The following is a 20,719-nucleotide window of genomic DNA, read 5'->3' on the forward strand; positions in this document are numbered from 1 at the left end:
CGGGCGGGCCGGATCAGGATCCGGACGCCGGACGCGGCAGCGCCAGCGCGATATGGCGGCCGACCCGGTCCGCCACCCCGGCCTCGGCCATCGTGAAACCGTGCCGCCCGCCCACCCGGAACAGGGTCAGCGCACCCCGCACCGGACCGTCGGGCGCGGTGCGCAGGGGTATGCACAACAGCGAGGTCACCTCCTCGCGGACCAGCACCGGTGCCCCTGCCGCGTCCTGGCCGAAGGCGTCCGCGTCCGGCGGGCTCACCCGCAGTGCCGACACCCCGTCCTCCAGCGCGTCCAGCACCAGCGGACAGTCCGCCGGGTTCTGTCCGGCCAGCGACGCGACCCGGTCGCCGACCGCCTCCGGCGGGCCGAGTGCCATCACCCGGCGCGGCGCCCCGTCGGGCTTCTCCGGCGCCAGGTCGGCTATCACCCAGTCCGCGAACCGGCCGTGCAGCACCTCCGCCGCCCGCGCCAGCACCGCCTCCGGCCCGCCGTCGGCCGGTGCCGTGCCCGCCAGCAGCGCCGCGGTCATGTCGTCGACCAGGTCCAGCAGCTCCGCATGGCGGGTCACCTCGGCCAGGTCGGGACCCGGCCGCGGCTTCCGCGCGTCCGCCGCGCCGTCGGTGTCGGCGGGCACCCCGGGCTGGAACGCCGCCAGCACCGCCGGATGCGGTTCGCCCGGTGGCCGCAGCGCCGCCAGGGTCACCCGTACCTCGCCCTCCGCCGAGGGCTGTGAGAGGCGCACCGTCAGACTGCGGCCGCCCTCGCCCCGGGCCACCGCGGCCACCTGGGAGCGCAGCGCCGCCTGTCCGTCCCGGCGCAGCGACGAGGCCAGCGGCCGCCCGGTGGCGTATCCCGCCCGGGTGTTGAACAGCCGGGTGGCCGCCTCGTTCATCCGCCGTACGACCGCCTCGCGGTCCAGCAGCACCACCGCCACCGGCAGTTGCTGGAAGAGCACCCGCAGCAACTGCTGCTCACGGGCGTCGGACCGGGACCCGTCCGGGGCGCGCGCCGTCCCGGCCAGCTCCTCGTAGCGCGGCACCAGTACGTCCACCACGTGCTGGAGCTCGAAAAGAGCGGCGTCCAGTACGGACAGCCGCTCCTGCGCGGGAAGCGCCCGCGCGTTCCTCAGTTCCTCGACCCGTCTGCGGAAGTCTGTGAGCTCCGCGCCGAACTCCTGCGCCCCGGTCATGGGCACACCGTAGCGTGATCGTCTCCGGTGCACGGCCCGGCCGTGGTTTTCCGCACACCGCTGTGGGAAGCCGCAACCGTACAGCCGGCCACGGACGACGGAAGGGAGGGGTGATGCCGGACCGCAGCCACAGCCGCCCCTGTCAGCCCGACGCCCCGTCCCTGGGCCGCGGCCTGGCCGACCTCGCCGAACAGGCGCTGGCCCATACCCCCACCGGATGCGGCGCCGCCGCCACCGCCATGGCCGCCCCGGACGGACCGGGGTCCGCCGCCGACGGCGGCCCGGCCACGGCGGCCACCCACCCCGATCTGTCCTCACTGGTCTCGGTGCAGCTCAGCGCCGGGGAGGGGCCGATCCCCGAGGCCCAGCAGGGCGGCTGCCCGGTCGGCGCAGACGATCTGCTGCGGGAGACCCGCTGGCCGGCCTTCCGGGCCTGGGCGCTGGACGCGGGCATCCGCTCCACCGTCACCCTGCCCTTCGCCTGCGACGGTCTGGAGGTGACCGTCTCGCTCTACGGGCTGCGCCCCGGCCCCCTGGCCGAGGCCGCCCGCGGCACCACCGAACTCCTCGGCGACCTGGCCACCGAGAGCCTGGCCCGTGACCGCCTCTACCGCGACGCCCTCGCCCAGGTCGACCAGCTCGACGCGGCGCTGCGCTCCCGCCCCGTCGTCGACCAGGCGTGCGGCATCGTCATGCATGTGCTGGGCTGCGATCCGGACGAGGCGTTCGACCTGCTGCGCCGTACCTCCCAGCGGAGCAACCGCAAGCTCACCGAACTGGCCGGGACCGTGGTGCGCACCCGCGGCCGGGGGCTGGAGAAGAACCTCATCGCCCTCGACCGGTCAGCCGCTCCCGGACGCGGTCGGCGAGGGTCCGCCCCGGACCAGGGCCCTCCGGGCTGAGCGGCGGCACCGGGGCCGTCGTCTCCCCGACCCGCAGGCCCAGGATCAGCAGCTCCTCGGTGGTGAGCCGGTCCCGCAGCTCGGGGAAGACCAGATCCTCCTCACCGCGGATATGCATGGACACCACGTCCATCAGCCGCCGTACCAGCGGGTCGAACTCCCGGTCCCGGGGGTCCAGCGCGTCCAGCTCGGCGAGGATCCGTTCCGCCTCGGCCAGCTCCTCGATCTCCTCGTCCGCGATCTGGTCGCCGTCCGGCAGGGCCGTGCGCACCGTCGGGTAGAGATGGCTCTCCTCGGCCACCGAGTGCCGCACCACCTCCACGGTGATCCGCTCCACCAGCCGCCGCCGCTGCGCCGGGTCCCCGGCCGCCCGGTAGCCGTCGAAGAGCTCCTGCACCTGACGGTGCTCCTCGGTGAGCAGCTCCACCACATCGCGCTGTTCGGGCATCGCTGTCATGCCGCCCGGGTCCCCCGGCCCGGTCCCGCGAAACGGTGCCGGAGATCTGCGAAGGTGGACAGGTCAGCACGGATACCGGGGGGCAGTCAGGCGGAGGTGTGGACGGATGCAGCGGCAGTGGACCGCACCGGCTCCGGCGGACCGGGACGACGGGGGCCTGCCCGTCCTCCCCGAGCTGGCCGAACGCTTCGCCGGGGCGGCACACCGCACCGCTCCGGAGCCGGTCGGCGGCTCGGCCGAACTGCGCGCCGCCGCCTGCGGCTACTGGTCACGGCGCGGACTGTGGACCGACCCGGCCCATGTGGTGGTCGCCCCCGGTGCCGAACCGCTGCTGCTCGCCCTGCTGGCCTCGGCCTCCGGCGGTGACGTCCTGCTGCCCCGGCCCTGCGCCGCCTGGTATGCGCCACTGGTGCGGCTGGTCGACCGGCGGGCCTACCACGCGCCCGTCCCGGCCGAGTGCGGCGGACTGCCCGATCCGTTCGCCCTGCTGGAGACCGTGCGCCGGATCCGCGCGGAGGACGGACGGCCGCGGATGCTGCTGCTGTCGGTGGCCGACGACCCGACCGGCACGGTGGCCCCGCCGGAGCTGACGCACGAGGTGTGCGAGGCGGCCGTGGCCGAGGGGCTGCTGATCGTCAGCGATGAGACCTGGCGGGACACCGTCCACCATCCGCACGGCACGGTGCTGCTCAGCCCCGCCGAGATGTGCCCCGAGGACGTGATCGTGCTCTCCGACCTCGTCGGCGCGTTCACCCCGGCCGGATGGCCCGCGGCCATCGCCCGCTTCCCGGCCACCGACCGCGGGCTGGAGCTGCGGGCCCGGGTGCTCTCCCTGCTCACCGCCGTACGCTCAGGACTGCCCGCCCCGGTCGCCGCGGCCGCCGGGTACGCGCTGGACGAGCCCCCGCCGGTGCGGGCCCGCACCGCGGCCGCGGCCAGGGCGCACGGTGCGGTGGCCGCCGCGGTCTACCGCTCGCTCACCGCCATGGGCGCGCTGTGCCGGCCGCCCCAGGCCGGCCGCCATCTCTACGCCGACCTCGACGAACTGCGCGGAGTGCTGGCCGCGCGCAACATCACCGACTCGGTGGAGCTGGAGCGTGAGCTGAGCACGCGGACCGGCCGCGCCGTGGCGGGTGGCCACCGGTTCGGCGACCCTCCGCACACCCTGCGGGTCCGGCTGTCCACGCTGCCCTTCCTCGGGGCGACCGACGAGGAGCGGCAGCGTGCGCTCGACGCCCCGGAGCCGCTGGAACTACCGCATGTGCAGGCGGCGTTGGCCGCCTTCGACAGGGCCTTCCGGACGCTGACCGAGGACGGCGGCTGACGCCCCCGCGGGGGTCCCGCCGAGGGAAGGGAGTCCACGCCATGACCGACCACGCCGAGCAGGCCGAGCCGGAACCGGCCGAGCGGCACCGCGACGCGGCCCCCACCGCCGACCGGGCCCGTCCGGCCCCGGCGCCCGCCCCGGCCGTGTCCCCGCTGTCCGTTCCCCCGCTCTCCGCGCCGCGTCCGCTCGGCGAGGTGCGCACGTGGCCGCGGTCGTTCGTGCACCGGCTGACCTCACCGCTGCCGGGGGTGCGGGCCATCGCCCGACTGGCCCGGGAGGGCCGGCTGCGGCCGCCGGTGGAGGCGCTGCGCGAGATCCCCGAACTCCCCTTCGCCCCCGGTCCGCTGCCGCTGACCGGCCCCGGTCAGACCGCGCTGAGCTGGGTCGGCCACGCCACCTGGGTGGTCCGGATCGGCGGGCTCACCGTGCTCACCGACCCGGTCTGGGCGCGCCGGATCCTGGGCACCCCGGCCCGGGTCACCCCGCCCGGGGTCCGCTGGGAGGACCTGCCGCCGGTGGACGCCGTCGTCATCAGCCACAATCACTACGACCATCTGGACGCGCCGACCCTCGCCCGGCTGCCCCGCGCCACCCCGCTGTTCGTCCCCGCCGGGCTGGCCCGGTGGTTCCGCGCCCGCCGCTTCACCCGGGTGACCGAGCTGGACTGGTGGGAGGGGGCCGAACTCGGCGGTGAGGGCGGCCCGGTCCGCTTCGACTTCGTCCCGGCGCACCACTGGAGCAAGCGCACCCTGACCGACACCTGCCGTTCGCTGTGGGGCGGCTGGGTGCTCACCGGGCCGGACGGACAGCGGGTGTACTTCGCCGGGGACACCGGCTACGGCCACTGGTTCCGGGAGATCGGCCGCCGCTACCCGGGTATCGACCTGGCGTTGCTGCCCATCGGCGCATACGACCCGCGCTGGATGCTGCGGACGGTGCACACCGATCCGGAGGAGGCCGTACGGGCCTTCGGCGACCTGGGGGCACGGGCGCTGGTGCCCATGCACTGGTCCACCTTCCTGCTCTCGGCCGAACCGCCGCTGCAGCCGCTGCACCGGGTGCGGGCCGCCTGGGAGGCCACCGGCGCTCCGCGCGAGGCGCTGTGGGACCTGCCGATCGGCGGCTCCCGCGTACTCGGATGAGGGGCATTCCGGCGAATCCGGCAAATGGATCATAAGTGGCGAGTGGTGCGGGGCCCGCCTAGCTTCCTGTTCATGCGTACACGAAAACTCTGCCTGCTCACGGCCGTCACCGCGGCCGCCCTCGCCCTTGAACTCGCCGCTCTCCCCAGCGCCCAGGCCACCGGGTCCGCGGTGAGCGGCGGACCCGAACCCCTCCATGTCGTCCGTCCCGGCCAGTCCATCCAGACGGCCGTGGAGCTTGCCCGGCCCGGGGACACCATCCAGCTCCTGCCCGGCGTCTACCGGGAGAACGTCCAGATCACCGCCTCCCGGCTGACCATCCGCGGCGCGGGCCCCCGCACCGTGCTCCGGCCGGCCAGGAAGGCGTCGGCCAACGCCTGCGGCAAGGCGGGCCACGGACTGTGCGTCACCGGGACGGCCCAGCGGCCCGTCACCAATGTCCGCATCCAGTCGCTCACGGTCAGCGGTTTTCCCAAGAACGGCATCTGGGCCTCGCGCACCGACCGGCTGCGGATCCGCCGGGTCACCGCCGCCCGCAACGGCCAGCAGGGCATCGGCCAGGAGCTGTCCACCCGCGCCGCCTTCACCCGCAACGTCCTGCGCGGCAACCGGGAATCCGGCATCCACATCGTCAACACCAACACCCAGGAGGCCGGAGCCCTCAACGCGCGCGGCACCGAGGTGGCGGGCAACCGGCTGAGCGGCAACGGTCTGGGCGTGGTGATCCGGCGGATGCGCCATGTCACCGTCGAGCAGAACGTCATCGCCGGCAACTGCGGCGGACTCTTCGTCATCGGTGACGAGAACAAGCCCCGCGCCGGTGCCCTGACCCTCCGGCACAACATCGTGCTGGAGAACAACCGGCTCTGCCCGGCCAGCAACCGGCTCCCCGCCATCCAGGGCGCGGGCATCGTGCTCACCGGATCCGCGGGCAGCCAGGTGACCGGCAACCAGGTGTTCAACAACAAGGGCCGCACCCCGATGTCCGGTGGTGTGGTGCTCTTCAACAGCTTCGTCGGCGTAGCGAACACCACGAACGCCATCAGCCGCAACGTGATGAACGGCAACCGGCCGGTCGACCTGGCCGACCGGGACAAGGGCCCGAGGAACACCTTCACCGACAACGTCTGCGGGACCTCCGTCCCCGCGGGCCGGTGCTGAGAGGCGACGCCATGACCACCACCGGGACCACCCCTTCCGCCCCCGCCCCGCCGCAGGCGACCCGGCAGCTGCGCGAGATCGCCTTCGGCGCCGCCCGCGCGGCCGCCGTGCGCGCCGCCGCCCGGCTCGGCGTCGCCGACGCCCTGGGCGAGCAGCCCGCCACCGTCGGCGAACTGGCCGCCGCCGTCGACGCGCAGCCCGATCCGCTGCGGCGGCTGCTGCGCGCGCTGGCCTGCTGCGGCATCTTCACCGAGACCGAGGACGGCCGCTTCGCCCACACCGAGGTCTCCCGGCTGCTGCGCGAGGACGCGCCGCACAGCCTCCGCTACATCTCGCTGTGGTGCACCGAGCCATGGACCTGGGAGGCCTGGCCGCGGCTCGACGACGCGGTCCGGTCCGGCGGTGTCATCTTCGACGAGATCTTCGGCAAGGACTTCTTCCGCTACCTCCACGAGGACGCCCCCGAGTCGGCCCGGGTGTTCGACCGGGCGATGACCACCTCCAGCCGGCAGTCCGCCGAGGACGTCGCCGCCTTCCTCGACCTCGAGGGCATCAAGGAGGTCGTGGACATCGGCGGCGGCCAGGGACATGTGCTGGCCGGTCTGCTGGAGCGCCATCCGGCGCTGCGCGGTACGCTCCTGGACCTCCCGCCCGTGGTGGCGGGCGCCGACCCCCGGCTGCGCGACGGCGGCCCGCTGGCCGACCGCGCCACGCTGCTGCCCGGCGACTGCCGTCAGGAGATCCCGGTCCAGGCCGATCTGTACATCATCAAGAACATCCTGGAGTGGAACGACGACAGCACCCGCCGCACCCTGGCCAACGTGGTCAAGGCCGCGCGGCCGGGCGCCCGGGTCGTGGTCATCGAGAACCTGGTCGACAACAGCCCCGCCTCCTTCACCACCGCGATGGATCTGTTCCTGCTGCTCAACGTGGGTGGCCGCAAGCACACCACGGAGAGCATGACGGAGCGGATGACCGCCGCCGGGCTCATCGTCACCGACGTCCGCCCGGTCAACGGCTACCTCCACGCCTTCGACAGCAGGGTGCCGGGCTGAATCGCCGTCACCCCGTCGCCCCAGGGGGGCCCCCCCCGGGCCCCCCGCGGCGGGCCCCCGGGGGGGCCGGGGGGGCCCCCCCCCCCGCCCCCCGGGGGGCCCCCCCCCCCCCCCCGCGCCCCCCCCCCCGCGCCCCCACGGGGGATCCGGGAGGGGCTCAGGACCACTGGTAGGTGGTGAGGTGGGCGAAGGCCACCACGTTGGCGGTGTAGTCCTTGACGTTGTGGTCGTAGGCGCCACCACAGGTGATCAGGCGCAACTGGGCGTTGGGGGTGTCCCCGTAGACCTTCTTGTCCGGGAAGGCGTTCTTCTTGAACGTCTTGATCTTGTCCACGGTGAAGGTGGCGACGATGCCGTCGGCCCGGGTGATGTTCACCTTGCCGCCCACCTTGAGGGAGCTGAGCGTGTAGAAGACGGCCGGGCCGATCTTGGTGTCCACATGTCCCGCCACGATGGAGTTGCCGCGCTCCCCGGGGGAGGGGCCGTCCTTGTACCAGCCGACCAGGTTGTTGTCGGTGTCGGGCGGGGGGATCAGGGTGCCGTTGGCGTCCAGCGACAGCTCGGTGAACGGTGCGCTCACCCCGATCGACGGGATGTCCAGATGGGTCGCGGGGGAGCGGGGGAGCGCGGGGCCGGGACGGGACTGCGGGGCGGTCGTCGTGCCCTCGGCGGAGTCCCGCCGCGGCAGCGGCGGTGGCGCCGTGTCCGGAAGCGTCTCGGGCCGGCTCGCCGTGGCGGCCGTCGTGGGTGTGGCCGACGGAGTGTTCTGGGAGGCCGCGTCGACGGAGTTGTAGATCAGGAAGACACCGATGAGGGCCGAGGCCGCGGCCCACCGGAGCACGCGGGTGTTGCCGTCGGCGCCGCCCTGCTTGCCCTGCTTGCTCATGGAGGTGTGTGCCTTTCTCGCAGCCCCCGTAGCGCTGCCGTGGCACCACCGCAGTGCGGAGGTGCCACGGCAGCACGGAATACGGAAGAGTCAGGCTCAGATAGCGGTGCCCGCCGGCTTACGGCGACGCAGCGCGTAGGCACCGGCGCCGAGGCCACCGAGGAGCAGAACGGAGCCCGCGGCCATGCCGCCGCCCGTGGAGGCCATACCGCCACCGCCGGTGTGGACGCCGCCCTTCGGCTTCTCGTGCTTCCAGTCGCCGCCCTGCCAGTCGTGCTTCTTGCCCGACCAGCCCTCCTCGTCCTTGCTCTCCTCCTTGCCGGACCAGCCGCCCTCGTCCTTGCCTTCCTTGCTCTCCTTGCCGGACCAGCCGCCCTCGTCCTTGCCCTCCTCCTTGCCCTCCTCCTCGTGGTGCTTACGGTCCTTCCAGGAGTCGCCTCCCCGGCCGCCTTCGTCCTCGGAGGACTCCTGGCTGCTCGAGTACCCACCGTGGCCCGGGTCCGAGACGTCGGCGGCGAACGCGGCGGCGGGGGCGCCCAGGGTCAGGGTGGCGGCAATCGCCGCCCCGGTGAAGAGTGCGCGAGTAGATCGCATGAGTCATTCCTTCCGGCGCCTGCACGATGACTGACTATTTGCCAGACAAAGGGATCGCGTAGGCGTCTTATCCACCGTCAGCGAAGAGGGGCTCCACTGCCACCTGACGCGGCCTGCAATCCGGTCGGCGTTAGACCCTCCGAGTGGAGATAAGCGCAATGATCACTCTTTCGCCGCGCGAATGGACTGATGCCGCGTCACCTTCTCGGCGGACATCGTTCCGATAAGCCCAGTGGTGTGGGTGGCGGAGCGGAAATCCGGATGCGCGAGCGTGCGCCGCAGAAAGCCGAGGGTGGTCCGCACCCCCTCGCCGGTGACCCGGAACTCACCCAGGGCCCGGTCCATGCGCGCGAGCGCCTGCTCCCGGTCAGGCGCCCAGACCACGGTCTTCGCCAGCAGCGAGTCGTAGTCGGGACCCACCCGCCAGCCCGGGAAGGCATGGGTGTCCACCCGCACGAAGGGGCCGCCGGGCGGAATGAATTCGGTGAGGAGTCCAGGGGCCGGAATGAATTCCCGGTCCGGATCCTCGGCGTTCACCCGGCATTCGATGGCGACCCCACGCCGCACCACGTCCTCCTGGCGGATGGAGAGCGGCTGTCCGGCGGCGATGAGGATCTGTTCCCGGACGATATCGATACCGGTGACCATCTCGGTCACCGGATGTTCCACCTGCAGACGGCAGTTGATTTCCATCAGATGGAATTCATGACCCGGCGAGAGCACGAACTCGAAGGTACCCGCGCCGACATAGCCCACCGCCTCCGCGCCGCGCACCGCCGCCGCGCACATCTCCTCCCGGCGCTCCGGCGGGAGGTTCGGCGCCGGGGCCTCCTCCACCATCTTCTGGTGGCGCCGCTGCACCGAGCAGTCCCGTTCGCCGAGATGGACCACCCGGCCGTGCCGGTCCGCGATCACCTGCACCTCGACATGGCGCGCCCGGTCGACGAACCGCTCCATGTAGAGGCGTTCGTCCCCGAAAACCGCGCGCGCGTGCGCGCGCGTCTCGTTGAAGGCCCGTACCAGAGCGTCGGGTTGGCGCACCACCGCCATCCCCCGGCCGCCGCCGCCCGCCACCGCCTTGAGGATCAGCGGATAGCCGATCCGCTCGGCGATCTCCCGGGCCTCCGCCGGGGTCGCCACCGCGCCGGTGCTCCCCGGCAGTACCGGCAGCCCGGCCTGTTCCATCAGGGCGCGCGCCGCGGACTTGTCCCCGAGCCGCTGCATCACCGCGGCCGGGGGACCGATGAAGGTGATGCCGTTGTCCTCGCAGACCTCCGCGAAGTCCGGGTCCTCGGAGAGGAATCCGTACCCCGGGTGGATGGCCTGGGCGCCGGTGCGCCTGGCCGCCTCGATCAGGGCCGGGATGGCGAGGTAACTGCGCCGGGACTGCGCCGGACCGATGTGCACGGCCTCGTCCGCGAGCCGGACGACGGCCGATTCCCGGTCCGCGGTGGAGTACACCGCGACGGTGCGCATGCCCAGTTCACGGCAGGCGCGCACCACCCGGATCGCGATCTCGCCGCGGTTGGCGACGAGGACGGTGGAGAACACCGTCCTCACCCCGGTCCGGTGCCGGACAGCGGCTCCACCGCGAGCAGCCGCTGCTGGTACTCCACGGGCTGGGCGTTGGGCACCAGGATCTCCACCACCCGCCCCGCGGTGTCCGCTTCGACGGTGCTCATCATCTTCATGACCTCCAGCACGCCCACCGGCTGCCCCGGTGCGACGAGGTCGCCCACGGCGACGAACGGCGGGGCGCCGGGCTCGGGCGCGTGGTAGAAGGTGCCGACCGTGGGGGCCTGCACATAGCTCAGCCCCGCCGCGGCGGCCTGCGGCGCCTTCCCGGGCTGCGCGGTGTGCTGCGGCTGTGGGGGCTGTTGCCGGGGATGTGTCCCGTCGACGGGGGCGGCCTGGGGCGCCGGGGCGGTGGCCGCGCCGGGCGGCGCCGGTGGCGCGTGAGCGGCCCCGCCCGGATCCGGCCACTCCATCTCGACCGTGATCTGTCCGTGCCGCAGGGTGATCCGGCGCGGCTGCTGGTCGGCGGCCTTCGCCAGTTCGGTCACACTGCGGCACAGGGAGTCCAGGGTGGGGTGCGGGGGCAGCACCACCGTGCCGGGCCGGTGGTGGCCGTTCTCCCGGTGCTCCGCCGTGTTCGTCACAGGGCCGTCCATGGTCATGCACCTCTTCCGTCGTCTGCCCCCGCGTCGCCGTCGTGCGGGTCCGCACCGCTCCTGTCCGCACCGCTCCGGTCCGCCGCCGGGGTGGCGACGGCCGCCCCGGCGGATCCGGTGGCGACGCCGATCCGCTGGAAGCGGCGGACCCGCTCCTGCCGCAACCGGTCCGGGTCCCACGGGACCAACTCGCCCAGGACGGCGGTGAGCGCGTCACCGAGCAGCGCCGCCGCCTTGGCATGGTCGCTGTGGGCGCCGTCCGGCGGCTCCGCCACGACCCCGTCGACCACGCCCAGGCGCAGCAGTTCCCGCGGATCCATGCGCAGCGCCTCCGCCGCGGCGGGCGCGGCCTCCGGGCTCTTCCACAGGATGGCGGCGCAGCCCTCGGGGCTGATGACCGAGTACACCCCGCCCTCGCTGATCAGCACCCGGTCGGCGACGGCCAGCGCGAGGGCGCCACCGCTGCCGCCTTCCCCGGTCACCACCGCCACGATGGGCACCGGCAGCCCGGACATCAGCCGCAGGTTCTCCGCGATGGCCAGCGCCTGGCCGCCGCGTTCGGCGTCGGTCCCGGGGTGGGCGCCGGGGGTGTCCACCAGGGTGATCACCGGCAGTCCCAGTTTGGCGGCCAGCCGCATCAGCCGGCCCGCCTTGCGGTAGCCGCTGGGGGTGGCCATCCCGAAGGAGTGGGCCTGCCGTTCGGCCAGCGTGGGACCGCCCTTGTGGGTGCCGATCACCATCACCGGTGTGCCGTTCAGCCGTCCGGGCCCGCCGATCACGGCCGGGCAGTCCCCGGCCAGCCGGTCGCCGTGCAACGGCAGGAAGTCGTCCAGGAGATGGCCGATGTGGTCGGCCGCGGTGGGGCGCCCGGGGTGCCGGGCCAGCCGTACCGCCTCCCACGGATCCCGCTCCGCCAGCTCCTCCGGGTTCCGCAGGAGCACATCGGCCGCACCGGGCCGCAGCGGTTCCCCGGCGGGGTCCGCACCGGCGGGGTCCGCACCGGCGGGGTCCGCACCGGAGCCGGGAGAGGGGGCGGGCCGCCCCAGACCCAGCAGCCGGCCGAGCGCGGACCGCAGCCCGGGACGCGGCACGATGGTGTCCACCATGCCGTTCTCCAGCAGGAATTCAGCGGTCTGAAAGCCCTCCGGCAACCGCTGACGGGTCGTCTGCTCGATGACCCGCGGTCCGGCGAAACCGAGCCGGGCACCGGGTTCAGCGATGATCACGTCGGTGAGCGTGGCGAACGACGCCGCCACGCCCCCGTACGTCGGGTCGGTCACCAGCGAGACGGTGAGCACACCCGCCGCGTCCAGCGCGGCCAGCGCCTGCGCGGTCTTGGCCATCTGGAGCAGGGAGAGCACGCCCTCCTGCATCCGCGCCCCGCCCGAGGCGGTCACCAGCAGCAGCGGGACGCGGTGGCGCAGACTCGTCCGTGCCGCCTCGGTGATCAGCTCACCGACCGCACAGCCCAGACTGCCGCCCAGGAAGCGGAAGTCCATCGCCGCCACCACCACCGGCCGGTCCTCGATCCGGCCCCGGACACAGACCACCGCCTCCTCCAGGCCGGTGGCCGCTCGCGCCTCGGCCAGCCGGTCCGGATAGGGCCGGGTGTCGGTGAAACGGAGGGGGTCCTCCACCGTCCGCACCGCCTGCAGCGGTTCCGCGGTGCCCGGATCCAGTAGCTGGTCCAGCCGCTGCCGCGCGGTGAGGGGGCCGTGCCGGCCGCAGTCCGGGCAGACATGCGCGCACCGGGTGAACCGCTTGCCGTAGACGAGCCCGGCACAGCCCGCGCAGCGCACCCAGTCGGCGACCACGTGACGCTCCCTTCAGCTCGCGGACGGGCGGCTCCGGTCCCGTTCCCAGCGGTAGAACTCGCGGGCCATCGCGTCCTTCGGCTCCCGCCAGGTCGCGGGGTCGTACGCCTGGACGTACGCGGCGAGCCGGTCGCTGATGTCGCGGAACTCCGGATGGCCGGCCAGCCGCGCGACCTCGGGTCCCGGCGGCCGGTCGGCCTCGATCAGGTGCAGGTACACATCGCCGAACTGGAACAGGCTGCGGCCGCTGACACCGATCAGCTCCGGCAGTTCACCGCGGTCGGACTCCTCGAAGACCGAGGCTATGTCCGGAGCCGCGTCCTCCTTCATCCTGGCGACGATCAGGGATCGGTACATGGCTCACGCACCCACCCGCGCGCGGGCGCGCTGCTCGATCTTGTCCCGGATCAGCTCCATCTGGATCTTGGAATTGCGGTTGATGTGCTCCGTCATCCCGGCGTCGTCCACCGGGGCGTCGGGCTTCATCTCGAAGTCCTGGGTCCAGCGCATCCGGGTGCCCTCGGGCTCCTCGTCGTACTCCCAGCGGATGTTCATGAAGGCGAAGGGGCCCGTCTCGACCCGGCGCGCCCAGACGGTCCGCACATCGCGGGCCGTCTCCCGCTCGGAGACCCAGCTCCAGATCTTGCCGTTCTCATCGGGGTGCATGGTCAGCCGGAAGGTGGTGGTGTCACCGCTGCGCTGGAGGACCTCCACCGAGGCGTACTCGCTGAACAGCTCCGGCCAGTTCTCCAGGTCGTTGGTCATCTCCCAGACCAGGTCCAGGGGAGCCGCGATCACGATCTCGTTGTCGGTGTGGGCGGCCATCTCATGCTCCCGTGGTGAGTGAGGTGTTGATGACGTCGAGGAAGTCGCCGGGGGTCTTGGAGGACTCGGCGCCCGGTTCGATCGGGGTGCCGTAGCGGTTCTCCAGCTCGCCGACGATGGCGAGCAGCCCGAGCGAGTCCAGTCCGAACTCCTCGAAGGTGGCGTCGGGACGGGTTTCGAGAAGCTGGGGATCGACGGTGAGCCCGGCGCAGCTCTTCATGAGCGTCGCCAGTTCGCCGTAGGACAGTTGAGTGGACATCAGTTATCTCCTTCCGGGCCGCGGAGCACGAGCGCCGCGTTGCAGCCCATGAGCCCCCGGCTCAGCACCAGCGCCGTCCGCGGTTCCGCGGAACGGGAGGTACCGGTGACGAGGTCGAGGTCATGGCATACGTCGGTGACGTACGGGGTCGGCGGGACCACACGGTGCTCCATGGCGAGCACCGCGGCCGCCACGTCCAGGGCCGGAGCCGCGCAGTACGCCCGGCCGAAGCCGGTCTTGGGGGCGGTCACCGGGACCCGCCGGCCGTGGGTGCCCAGCGCGTCGGTGAGCGCGAGCGCCTCGGCGCGGTCCGCCGCCGGGACGCCGAGGGCGTCCGCGAACACCACGTCGATCTCCTCCGGCGCACAGTCCGCGTCCGCCAGGGCGACCCGGATGGCCTGGGCGAGCCCCTCCCGGGAGCGCTCCCACTGGGACGGTCCGGTGAAGGTCGCGGCATGGCCGATGATCCGGCCGCGGACCCGCGCGCCACGGCGCAGCGCCGCGCCCTCCTCCTCGACCACCAGCATCGCGCCGCCCTCCCCGGGGGCGAATCCGCGGGCGTCCTCGGTGAACGGCAGATAGGCCCGGCCCGGTTCACGGGCCAGGCTCATCTCCTCGTAGCCGAGCTGGCAGACGATCGAGTAGGGGGCGAGCGGCGCCTCGGCGGCGCCCACCACCATCGCGTCCGCGCCGCGCCGGATGGACCGGCAGGCGTGCGCGATCGCGTCCAGACCGCCCGCCTCGTCGTTGGCCACCACCCCGCACGGCCCCTTGAAGCCGCCGCGGATGGAGATCTGGCCGGTGCTGGCCGCGTAGAACCAGGCGATCGACTGGTACGGGCCCACATACCGCGGGCCCTTGCCCCAGAGCTGCTGGAGCTCGCGCTGACCGAACTCACCGCCGCCCGAGCCCGCCGCCGTCACCACGCCCACCGCGAACGGCGACATCTCCGCGGCCGGGAGCAGGGCGTCCTCCACGGCCAGATCGGCCGCCGCCATTGCGAAATGGCTGAAGCGGTCGGTCTGGACGAGATAGCGCTCCTCGATCACCGCGCCCGGTTCGAAACCGCGGACCTGGCCCGCGACCCGCAGCGGGAAGTGTTCGCAGCCCTCCCGGGAGAGCTCGTCCAGGAAGGTCATGCCCTCCCGTACGGCCTTCCAGTAGGCGTCGGTGCCCACACCGTTCGGCGCCACGATGCCGAGGCCGGTGATGACCGCGCCACGGCCGTGTCCGGTCGCCCGCTCCCTCATGACGCACCCCCGTGGCTGAGGACCACGGCCGACTGGAAGCCGCCGAACCCGCTGCCCACCGAGAGCACATGGCGCAGCGGCAGCGAACGGGCGGTCCGCGGTACGTAGTCGAGGTCGCACTCCGGGTCGGGCTTGTCGTAGTTCGCGGTCGGCGGCACCACCCCGTGGGCCAGGGCCAGGGTGCAGGCCACCACCTCGATCGCCCCGATGGCGCCGAGGGAGTGTCCGACCATGGACTTGATCGAGCTCATCGGGGTGCGGTACGCGTGCTCGCCCAGCGAGCGCTTGACCGCGGCGGTCTCGTGGCGGTCGTTCTGCTGGGTGCCGGAGCCGTGTGCGTTGACGTAGTCGATCTCGGAACTGTCGATACGCGCGTGTCCCAGCGCGTGGTCGATGGCCTCGGACATCTCCAGGCCCTCCCGTGTCAGACCGGTCATGTGATAGGCGTTGCCGTAGGTGGCGAACCCTCTTATCTCGCAGTAGATCCGGGCCCCCCGGGCGCGTGCGTGCTCCACCTCCTCCAGGACCAGGACGGCGGCGCCCTCGCCCAGGACGAAGCCGTCGCGGCGGGCGTCGAACGGCCGCGAGGCGTGCTCCGGGTCCTCGTTGTTGGCCGAGGTGGCCTTGATGGCGTCGAAGCAGGCCACGGTGATCGGAGAGATCGGCGAGTCCGCCGCGCCCGCGATGCACACATCGGCCCGGTTCTCCTCGATCGCCTGGAAGCCGTAGCCGATGGCGTCGAGACCCGAGGTGCAGCCCGTGGAGACGGTCTGCACCGGGCCCTGGGCGCCGATGAGTTCCGCGACGCCGGAGGCCAGCGCACTGGGGGCGAACGCCCGGTGCAGATGCGGACCGGCCCGGCGGTGGTCCACGTCCCAGTGCTCGCCCCCGCTGCTGACCTTGACGTAGTCGTGTTCCAGCCGGGTGGTGCCGCCGACCGCGGTGCCCAGCGACACCGCCGTGCGCCAGCTCTCCGGCTGCGGGGACAGCCCCGCGTCCCGGGTGGCCTCCATCGACGCCGCGAGCGCGAACTGTACGTACCGGTCGGAGCGTTCGATCTGCTCCGGGGACAGCCCGGCCGCCACCGGATCGAAGTCGCACTCCGCGGCGATCCGCGAACGGAACCCCGCCGCGTCGAAGAGCGTGATCCCGCGCGTCGCCGTGCGCCCGGCGGTGAGCATGTCCCAGAAGGCCGGGACGCCCATGCCCCCCGGTGCGACCACGCCGAGCCCGGTGACCGCCACCCGTCGCGTCACGACGAGGCCTCTGCCGGTTCGGTGGCCTCCGTGTCCACGTGGCCGAGCTCGGGGCGCGGGGCCAGCGGGCCGAGGTGGAAGACCATCCGGGCCTCGGTGTGCCCCACGTTGCGGAAGCGGTGACGCATATCGCGGGGGATCAGCAGCCCCTGGTCGGGCCGGAGGGCGTGGGTGGTCCCGTCCAGATCCACCTCCAGATCGCCGCACACGACGAACACGAACTCCTCGGAGTACGGGTGGTAGTGCTCACCGATGCGTTCACCGGGCTGCATCAGGGCCAGGCCCATGAAACCGCTCGTGGCGCCGACCGTGCTCGGGGTGAGCATGGCGCGCAGATCACCGCCGCGCCGACGGTTGTGCGCGACGTCGGCGAGGTCGACGATGTGGGGGGAGTGCGAGGTCATGATCGGTTGCCTTCCGGACGTGGGGACGTGGGGGATGCGGAGACGCGGGGGCGCCGGGGCGTGGCGGGACCTCAGTAGTCCGCCGCCCGGCGGTCGGTGACCGGATCCATTGCGCAGTCGGCCAGGAAACGCCGCAGCCCCTCCTCGTCCGACAGCTCCCGGCCCGGGCCGACCTCGACCAGCCGGCTGAGCATGGCGGCGGCGCGCTTGCCGCCGACACCGGCGAAGAGCGCGGGGTCCTGGTCCAGCCGGCCGACGACATCCACCAGCCGGACGACGGTGTCCACATGGTGGTAGATCGTGCTGGTCAGCAGGGCCGGGCCGCCCTTCGCGCGGCCGCCGTCGCGGCCGGCCTTCCCCTCGCCGCCGATGGCCAGCTCGTCCTGGCGGGCCAGCAGCCTGGCGACCGCCATCCCGCAGCCCTCCTTGACCGGGTAGAGCAGCGCATGACGCCGGACGTCGGCGGAGGTGTGTCCGGTGCCCTTCACCGACAGGTGGTGCACGGCCGTCAGCGCCGCCCGCATGAAGAACTCCCGCGCCGACTCCGGGTCGTCCAGGTCGCGCGTCTCCTCCAGATACGGGTTGATGGCCTCCTCGACCGCACGGATCTCGGGCTGCCGCGACACATGGCGCAGCGCCGCCATCAGGTCGCCCTGGACCTCGACGGCACGCACCACCCGATTGCCGCTCATGAACAGCGAGGTCCGGCACAGCCGGGTGGTGTCGTCCACCCGCGACTCGGGCGAGGCGTAGTTCGCCAGGATCGCCGCGACGTCCTTCTCGCTGCCGGGCTTGACGGTGAAGGTCAGGGCGTGCCGGATCACCCCGTCGCCGACCCGCGGGGCCGCCTGGAGCCGCCCCCGGCCCGTCGCCGCACCGCCCGTGCCGTGGTCGGTCTCGCGCAGGATGCCGAACCGCAGCGACCGGGTGTCCTTGACGCAGCCGTGCATCGGCTTGACCATCTCGCGGTGGGCCGCGCTGTCCACCCAGGCGAGGAACGGCGGGGCGCTCTCCCACTCACTGGTGATCAGCCACTTGGAGGGGTCCTCGATCGACTGGCACAGCTGGTCGCTCAGATGGCCGGGAACGGAGGCCACCTGCTGGCACAGCTCGTCGTACGCGCGCAGGAAGCGCTCCTCGGCACCACTGCGCACATCCAGCAGCAGCACCACGCGCAGCCGGGAGTCGGTCAGCGCCGACTGCGTGGTCATGGACGGTGTGGTGGTGGTCTGTGGAGCCTCGGGCAGGGTGCTCATGTTCCACTCCTCCTTGGGGGCCTGCGACCCTCCTTGGATGCGCCGCCCGCAAGGACGATCGTGGAGCGCTGCCACGTATGGCGCGAGATTTGTGAGCCATCTGAGGGAAGGCCAGGTCAGCCCGCGTGGCGCGGCCACCGCTCACCCCGCCGCCCCGCGACGCGCCGCCCGCGGGGCGCGGGCCGGAGTCCAACGGCGTTGCGGGCTGGGGAAGATGAGGATCGCGACCTCACGCACGCGACACGGTCGCGGCCCGGCGACGCCGCGGCGCACCGTGGCGCGCTGATGATGCGTGGCATGGGTGGTCCCATGCGCGGCGCAGTGGGCGGGGCGGCGCTGACGACCACGGTCAGCGGAACCGGTGCCGGTAGCCCCACGGGCGGCCGTACGGAGCGCCGTGCGTCCCGCCGTGGCGGCGGTGCGGCGCGTGGTGTCGCCCGCGTGGCGGTGCCGAGGACGTCCGTGCGCCATCGCCACGGCCGGGCCGCACCGCGGTGTGCGCGATGCCCGCCCCGGGCCCGCGTGGCGCCGGCGGTCAGCCCGCCGGTTCGTGTTCCGCGTGGTGGCGGCTTCGGGCGCGGCGCCAGAGCGCGGGGGCGGCGCTGACGACCACGGTCAGCAGGACCGCCGCCGCCACCCCCTGCCACGGCTTCTCGAACAGCGATCCGCCCAGGATGCCGATCACCTGGTACGTGGCGGCCCACGCCAGCGCCGCGGGCCCGGCGCCCCGCGCGAACCTCCGCACCGGCATGCCTGCGAGCAGACACGCCAGCATCACCGGTATCCGCCCCGCCGGGATCAGCCGGGACAGCACCAGCACCGCCACCCCGTGCTGGTCCAGCCTCGTCTCCGCCTGGGCGAGCCGCTCCGGGGCCGCGTTGTCGTGGATCCGGGCCAGCCAGCGGGAACCGCCCCGCGACCGCACCCCGCGCCGCCCCAGCCAGTACAGACAGATGTCCCCGAGGAAGGCCGCGAGCGCCGCCACCAGGAAGACGAACAGCAGCGAGAACGGGGAGCTCTGGTGCACGGCCACCACCGCCGCCGAACTCACCACCGCCCCTGTCGGCACCACCGGCACCAGCGCCCCGAACACCACCAGCAGGAACAGCGAGGGATAGCCCACCGCCTGCTGCGTGGACTCCGGCGGTACGCTCCGTGCCAGCTCACCCATCTCGTCGAGCACCTGGTGGAACACCGCGGTCACCTGGCGGGCTCCAGCCGGACGCGCTCGCCGTGCGCCAGCCGGTGCACCGCCGCACCGGGTGCCAGCCGTCCGGCGTGGCGTACGAAGTCGTCGCCCGGCGCGTGGAACTCATGCGGCCGGACCGCGTCCATGCCGATCGGCCAGTACGTGCCGTAGTGCACCGGCACCGCGCTGCGCGCCCCCAGCCGGGCGAGCGCCTGGGCCGCGCGGTGCGCGTCCAGATGGCCGTGGCCGAGGTACGGGCCCCAGCCGCCCACCGGCAGCAGCGCCACATCACACGGGCCCACCGCCTCGGCCATCCGGTCGAACAGCCCGGTGTCGCCCGCGAAGTACGTCGTGGCCTCACCGCGCAGCACATAGCCCAGCGCGGGCACCCGGCTGCGCCCGTACGGCAGCCGCCGTCCGTCGTGGGCGGCGGGCACCGCGCGGACACGCACCGCGCCCACCGCGCACTCCTCGCCCGGCCGCAGCTCGGTCACCCGCAGCCCGCGCGCCGCGACCACCCGCCGCAGCCCCGGCACCGCCCGTCCGGCGCCGTGCGGGACCACCAGCCGGGTGCCGGGCAGCAGCCGGGCGAGCGATCCGAGGTGCAGATGGTCGGCGTGCAGATGCGACACCAGCGCCACGTCCGCGACCGCGGCGTCCGGCGGCGGTACGGGGCCCCGGCGGCGCCGCAGATGGGCCAGCCGCCGTACGAAGAGGGGGTCGGTGAGCACGCGGACGCCCGAATCCCGCACGGTCGCGGTGGCATGGCCCCACCAGGTGATCTCGACCGACACGCCGCCTCCCGTCGCCGCTGGACGCCGCTCCGATCCTCTCACCCCCGCGGGCGGCCTCGGGTCAGCGCAGGACCAGCACCAGTTCGTCGATCTCCGTACCGCGCGCGGAGGCGTACCCCCGCTCCTCCCCAAAGACGGTGAACCCGCACTTCTCCAGCACCCGCAGCGAACCCGTGTTGTCCTTGGCCGCCCGCGCGTACAGCGGGCGGTCCGGGACCAGCTCCAGGAACGCGGCCAGCGCCCGCGTGGCCACGCCCCTGCCCCAGTGCTCCCGCCCGATCCAGTAGCCGACCGACGGATCGCCGAACTGCTCGAAGCTCATGACGTTCCCGACGACCCGCCCGCCGTACAGCACCGTCCGCTTGAGCACGGCGTCGTCGTCGAGGATCCGCTCCCACCGGGCGTCGAACGCCTCCCGGTCACCCGGGTCCTCGGCGGTGAACGCCGCCATCCGGATCGCCTCGGGATCCCGGTGGAAGTCGAAGAGGACGGGCAGGTCCTCCCGTGTCACCTCGCGCAGCCGCACCGCACCCGCACGCACCGTCGCTCCGGTCATGCCGCCCAGTGTGCACCGTACGGCGGTGGTCCGGGGCTAGGGCGTGTCCGTAAAGTCCCGCCGGGCCCGCGACACCTGGCACGCACGCTCGCTGCGTTGTCGGGATCATCCGAGTAGGCCCACTACGAGGACGACCCTCCGCCTTGCGATCGCACGCACCAGACGCCGCGGGCTGATCCGACGCGACTTTGCGGACACGCCCTAATCCGTGGACCGCCACCCCGCCCTGCGC

General features: G+C 73.3%; 22 protein-coding genes. 5 read left to right on the forward strand and 17 right to left on the reverse strand.

From position 1 onward, the window contains the following. Window positions 1–13 precede the first annotated feature (13 nt). Window positions 14–1,189, reverse strand: a complete 1,176-nt coding sequence (locus NMK44_RS02395) for a PAS domain-containing protein (protein ID WP_254737605.1) — start codon at window positions 1,187–1,189, stop codon at window positions 14–16. Between the two features lie 113 nt (window positions 1,190–1,302). Between NMK44_RS02395 and NMK44_RS02400 the strand changes: the two genes are divergently transcribed. Continuing rightward, on the forward strand, window positions 1,303–2,091 hold the full coding sequence (locus NMK44_RS02400) for an ANTAR domain-containing protein (protein ID WP_254737607.1): 789 nt from the start codon (window positions 1,303–1,305) through the stop codon (window positions 2,089–2,091). Here the strand turns inward: NMK44_RS02400 and NMK44_RS02405 are convergent. Beyond that, window positions 2,015–2,548 carry a hemerythrin domain-containing protein gene (locus tag NMK44_RS02405; RefSeq protein ID WP_254737609.1) on the reverse strand — a complete coding sequence of 178 codons (534 nt, stop codon included), beginning with the start codon at window positions 2,546–2,548 and terminating at the stop codon, window positions 2,015–2,017. The genes NMK44_RS02400 and NMK44_RS02405 overlap by 77 nt on opposite strands. Window positions 2,549–2,654: 106 nt before the next feature. On the opposite strand from NMK44_RS02405, the gene NMK44_RS02410 reads away from it, so the two are divergent. The 4 genes from NMK44_RS02410 to NMK44_RS02425 all read left to right on the forward strand — a co-directional run bounded on the left by NMK44_RS02410 (window position 2,655) and on the right by NMK44_RS02425 (window position 7,233). Beyond that, window positions 2,655–3,872, forward strand: a complete 1,218-nt coding sequence (locus tag NMK44_RS02410; protein ID WP_254737611.1) for an aminotransferase class I/II-fold pyridoxal phosphate-dependent enzyme — start codon at window positions 2,655–2,657, stop codon at window positions 3,870–3,872. Window positions 3,873–3,913: 41 nt separating this feature from the next. After that, the gene (locus NMK44_RS02415; protein WP_254737614.1) at window positions 3,914–5,017 is read left to right on the forward strand and encodes an MBL fold metallo-hydrolase; all 1,104 of its coding nucleotides are present in this window, start codon (window positions 3,914–3,916) and stop codon (window positions 5,015–5,017) included. Between the two features lie 72 nt (window positions 5,018–5,089). Continuing rightward, window positions 5,090–6,178, forward strand: a complete 1,089-nt coding sequence (locus NMK44_RS02420; protein ID WP_254737616.1) for a right-handed parallel beta-helix repeat-containing protein — start codon at window positions 5,090–5,092, stop codon at window positions 6,176–6,178. Window positions 6,179–6,189: 11 nt separating this feature from the next. After that, window positions 6,190–7,233, forward strand: coding sequence for a methyltransferase (locus NMK44_RS02425; protein WP_254737618.1), 1,044 nt, complete (start codon window positions 6,190–6,192; stop codon window positions 7,231–7,233). 157 nt (window positions 7,234–7,390) lie between these two features. Here NMK44_RS02425 and NMK44_RS02430 read toward each other — a convergent pair whose 3' ends face one another. The 15 genes from NMK44_RS02430 to NMK44_RS02500 all read right to left on the reverse strand — a co-directional run bounded on the left by NMK44_RS02430 (window position 7,391) and on the right by NMK44_RS02500 (window position 20,487). Next, window positions 7,391–8,119: a class F sortase gene (locus tag NMK44_RS02430; protein WP_254737620.1), complete on the reverse strand. Its 729-nt coding sequence runs from the start codon at window positions 8,117–8,119 to the stop codon at window positions 7,391–7,393. Between the two features lie 96 nt (window positions 8,120–8,215). Then, window positions 8,216–8,713 (reverse strand): hypothetical protein, encoded by a 498-nt coding sequence (locus NMK44_RS02435; RefSeq protein WP_254737622.1) that lies wholly within the window; start codon window positions 8,711–8,713, stop codon window positions 8,216–8,218. A 162-nt stretch (window positions 8,714–8,875) separates the two neighbouring features. Beyond that, a complete protein-coding gene (gene accC / locus NMK44_RS02440) occupies window positions 8,876–10,264 on the reverse strand; it encodes an acetyl-CoA carboxylase biotin carboxylase subunit (protein ID WP_254737624.1) in 1,389 nt (462 codons plus the stop codon). Between the two features lie 5 nt (window positions 10,265–10,269). Beyond that, complete coding sequence (locus tag NMK44_RS02445; RefSeq protein WP_254737626.1) at window positions 10,270–10,884, reverse strand: acetyl-CoA carboxylase biotin carboxyl carrier protein; 615 nt, start codon at window positions 10,882–10,884, stop codon at window positions 10,270–10,272. Between the two features lie 2 nt (window positions 10,885–10,886). Next, window positions 10,887–12,698 (reverse strand): carboxyltransferase subunit alpha, encoded by a 1,812-nt coding sequence (gene accA, locus NMK44_RS02450; protein WP_254737628.1) that lies wholly within the window; start codon window positions 12,696–12,698, stop codon window positions 10,887–10,889. A gap of 12 nt (window positions 12,699–12,710) precedes the next feature. Then, window positions 12,711–13,055, reverse strand: a complete 345-nt coding sequence (locus NMK44_RS02455) for a TcmI family type II polyketide cyclase (RefSeq protein WP_254737630.1) — start codon at window positions 13,053–13,055, stop codon at window positions 12,711–12,713. Window positions 13,056–13,058: 3 nt separating this feature from the next. After that, a complete protein-coding gene (locus tag NMK44_RS02460; RefSeq protein WP_254737632.1) occupies window positions 13,059–13,523 on the reverse strand; it encodes an SRPBCC family protein in 465 nt (154 codons plus the stop codon). Between the two features lies 1 nt (window position 13,524). Beyond that, window positions 13,525–13,782, reverse strand: coding sequence for an acyl carrier protein (locus NMK44_RS02465; protein WP_254737634.1), 258 nt, complete (start codon window positions 13,780–13,782; stop codon window positions 13,525–13,527). Further along, window positions 13,782–15,032 carry a ketosynthase chain-length factor gene (locus tag NMK44_RS02470; protein ID WP_254737636.1) on the reverse strand — a complete coding sequence of 417 codons (1,251 nt, stop codon included), beginning with the start codon at window positions 15,030–15,032 and terminating at the stop codon, window positions 13,782–13,784. The genes NMK44_RS02465 and NMK44_RS02470 overlap by 1 nt, the downstream gene beginning before the upstream one ends. Further along, complete coding sequence (locus tag NMK44_RS02475; RefSeq protein WP_308358126.1) at window positions 15,029–16,288, reverse strand: beta-ketoacyl-[acyl-carrier-protein] synthase family protein; 1,260 nt, start codon at window positions 16,286–16,288, stop codon at window positions 15,029–15,031. The genes NMK44_RS02470 and NMK44_RS02475 overlap by 4 nt, the downstream gene beginning before the upstream one ends. Next, complete coding sequence (locus NMK44_RS02480; RefSeq protein ID WP_254737638.1) at window positions 16,285–16,692, reverse strand: cupin domain-containing protein; 408 nt, start codon at window positions 16,690–16,692, stop codon at window positions 16,285–16,287. The genes NMK44_RS02475 and NMK44_RS02480 overlap by 4 nt, the downstream gene beginning before the upstream one ends. 71 nt (window positions 16,693–16,763) lie before the next feature. After that, window positions 16,764–17,948, reverse strand: a complete 1,185-nt coding sequence (locus NMK44_RS02485; RefSeq protein ID WP_254737640.1) for a SchA/CurD-like domain-containing protein — start codon at window positions 17,946–17,948, stop codon at window positions 16,764–16,766. 535 nt (window positions 17,949–18,483) lie between these two features. Further along, window positions 18,484–19,119, reverse strand: a complete 636-nt coding sequence (locus NMK44_RS02490; RefSeq protein WP_254737854.1) for a DedA family protein — start codon at window positions 19,117–19,119, stop codon at window positions 18,484–18,486. Window positions 19,120–19,148: 29 nt separating this feature from the next. Continuing rightward, complete coding sequence (locus NMK44_RS02495; RefSeq protein WP_254737642.1) at window positions 19,149–19,931, reverse strand: MBL fold metallo-hydrolase; 783 nt, start codon at window positions 19,929–19,931, stop codon at window positions 19,149–19,151. Window positions 19,932–19,992: 61 nt separating this feature from the next. Next, complete coding sequence (locus tag NMK44_RS02500; protein ID WP_254737644.1) at window positions 19,993–20,487, reverse strand: GNAT family N-acetyltransferase; 495 nt, start codon at window positions 20,485–20,487, stop codon at window positions 19,993–19,995. Window positions 20,488–20,719 lie beyond the last annotated feature (232 nt).

This window comes from Streptomyces cucumeris, assembly GCF_024295805.1.
GTDB classification, from domain to species: domain Bacteria; phylum Actinomycetota; class Actinomycetes; order Streptomycetales; family Streptomycetaceae; genus Streptomyces; species Streptomyces cucumeris.

Coding starts and splice junctions, on each gene's coding strand:
- NMK44_RS02445 (WP_254737626.1), bottom strand. CDS start 10,884: ATGGACGGCCCTGTGACGAACACGGCGGAGCACCGGGAGAACGGCCAC.
- NMK44_RS02415 (WP_254737614.1), top strand. CDS start 3,914: ATGACCGACCACGCCGAGCAGGCCGAGCCGGAACCGGCCGAGCGGCAC.
- NMK44_RS02425 (WP_254737618.1), top strand. CDS start 6,190: ATGACCACCACCGGGACCACCCCTTCCGCCCCCGCCCCGCCGCAGGCG.
- NMK44_RS02500 (WP_254737644.1), bottom strand. CDS start 20,487: ATGACCGGAGCGACGGTGCGTGCGGGTGCGGTGCGGCTGCGCGAGGTG.
- NMK44_RS02395 (WP_254737605.1), bottom strand. CDS start 1,189: ATGACCGGGGCGCAGGAGTTCGGCGCGGAGCTCACAGACTTCCGCAGA.
- NMK44_RS02405 (WP_254737609.1), bottom strand. CDS start 2,548: ATGACAGCGATGCCCGAACAGCGCGATGTGGTGGAGCTGCTCACCGAG.
- NMK44_RS02460 (WP_254737632.1), bottom strand. CDS start 13,523: ATGGCCGCCCACACCGACAACGAGATCGTGATCGCGGCTCCCCTGGAC.
- NMK44_RS02465 (WP_254737634.1), bottom strand. CDS start 13,782: ATGTCCACTCAACTGTCCTACGGCGAACTGGCGACGCTCATGAAGAGC.
- NMK44_RS02455 (WP_254737630.1), bottom strand. CDS start 13,055: ATGTACCGATCCCTGATCGTCGCCAGGATGAAGGAGGACGCGGCTCCG.
- NMK44_RS02410 (WP_254737611.1), top strand. CDS start 2,655: ATGCAGCGGCAGTGGACCGCACCGGCTCCGGCGGACCGGGACGACGGG.
- NMK44_RS02430 (WP_254737620.1), bottom strand. CDS start 8,119: ATGAGCAAGCAGGGCAAGCAGGGCGGCGCCGACGGCAACACCCGCGTG.
- NMK44_RS02400 (WP_254737607.1), top strand. CDS start 1,303: ATGCCGGACCGCAGCCACAGCCGCCCCTGTCAGCCCGACGCCCCGTCC.
- NMK44_RS02470 (WP_254737636.1), bottom strand. CDS start 15,032: ATGAGGGAGCGGGCGACCGGACACGGCCGTGGCGCGGTCATCACCGGC.
- NMK44_RS02435 (WP_254737622.1), bottom strand. CDS start 8,713: ATGCGATCTACTCGCGCACTCTTCACCGGGGCGGCGATTGCCGCCACC.
- NMK44_RS02480 (WP_254737638.1), bottom strand. CDS start 16,692: ATGACCTCGCACTCCCCCCACATCGTCGACCTCGCCGACGTCGCGCAC.
- NMK44_RS02485 (WP_254737640.1), bottom strand. CDS start 17,948: ATGAGCACCCTGCCCGAGGCTCCACAGACCACCACCACACCGTCCATG.
- NMK44_RS02490 (WP_254737854.1), bottom strand. CDS start 19,119: ATGGGTGAGCTGGCACGGAGCGTACCGCCGGAGTCCACGCAGCAGGCG.
- NMK44_RS02420 (WP_254737616.1), top strand. CDS start 5,090: ATGCGTACACGAAAACTCTGCCTGCTCACGGCCGTCACCGCGGCCGCC.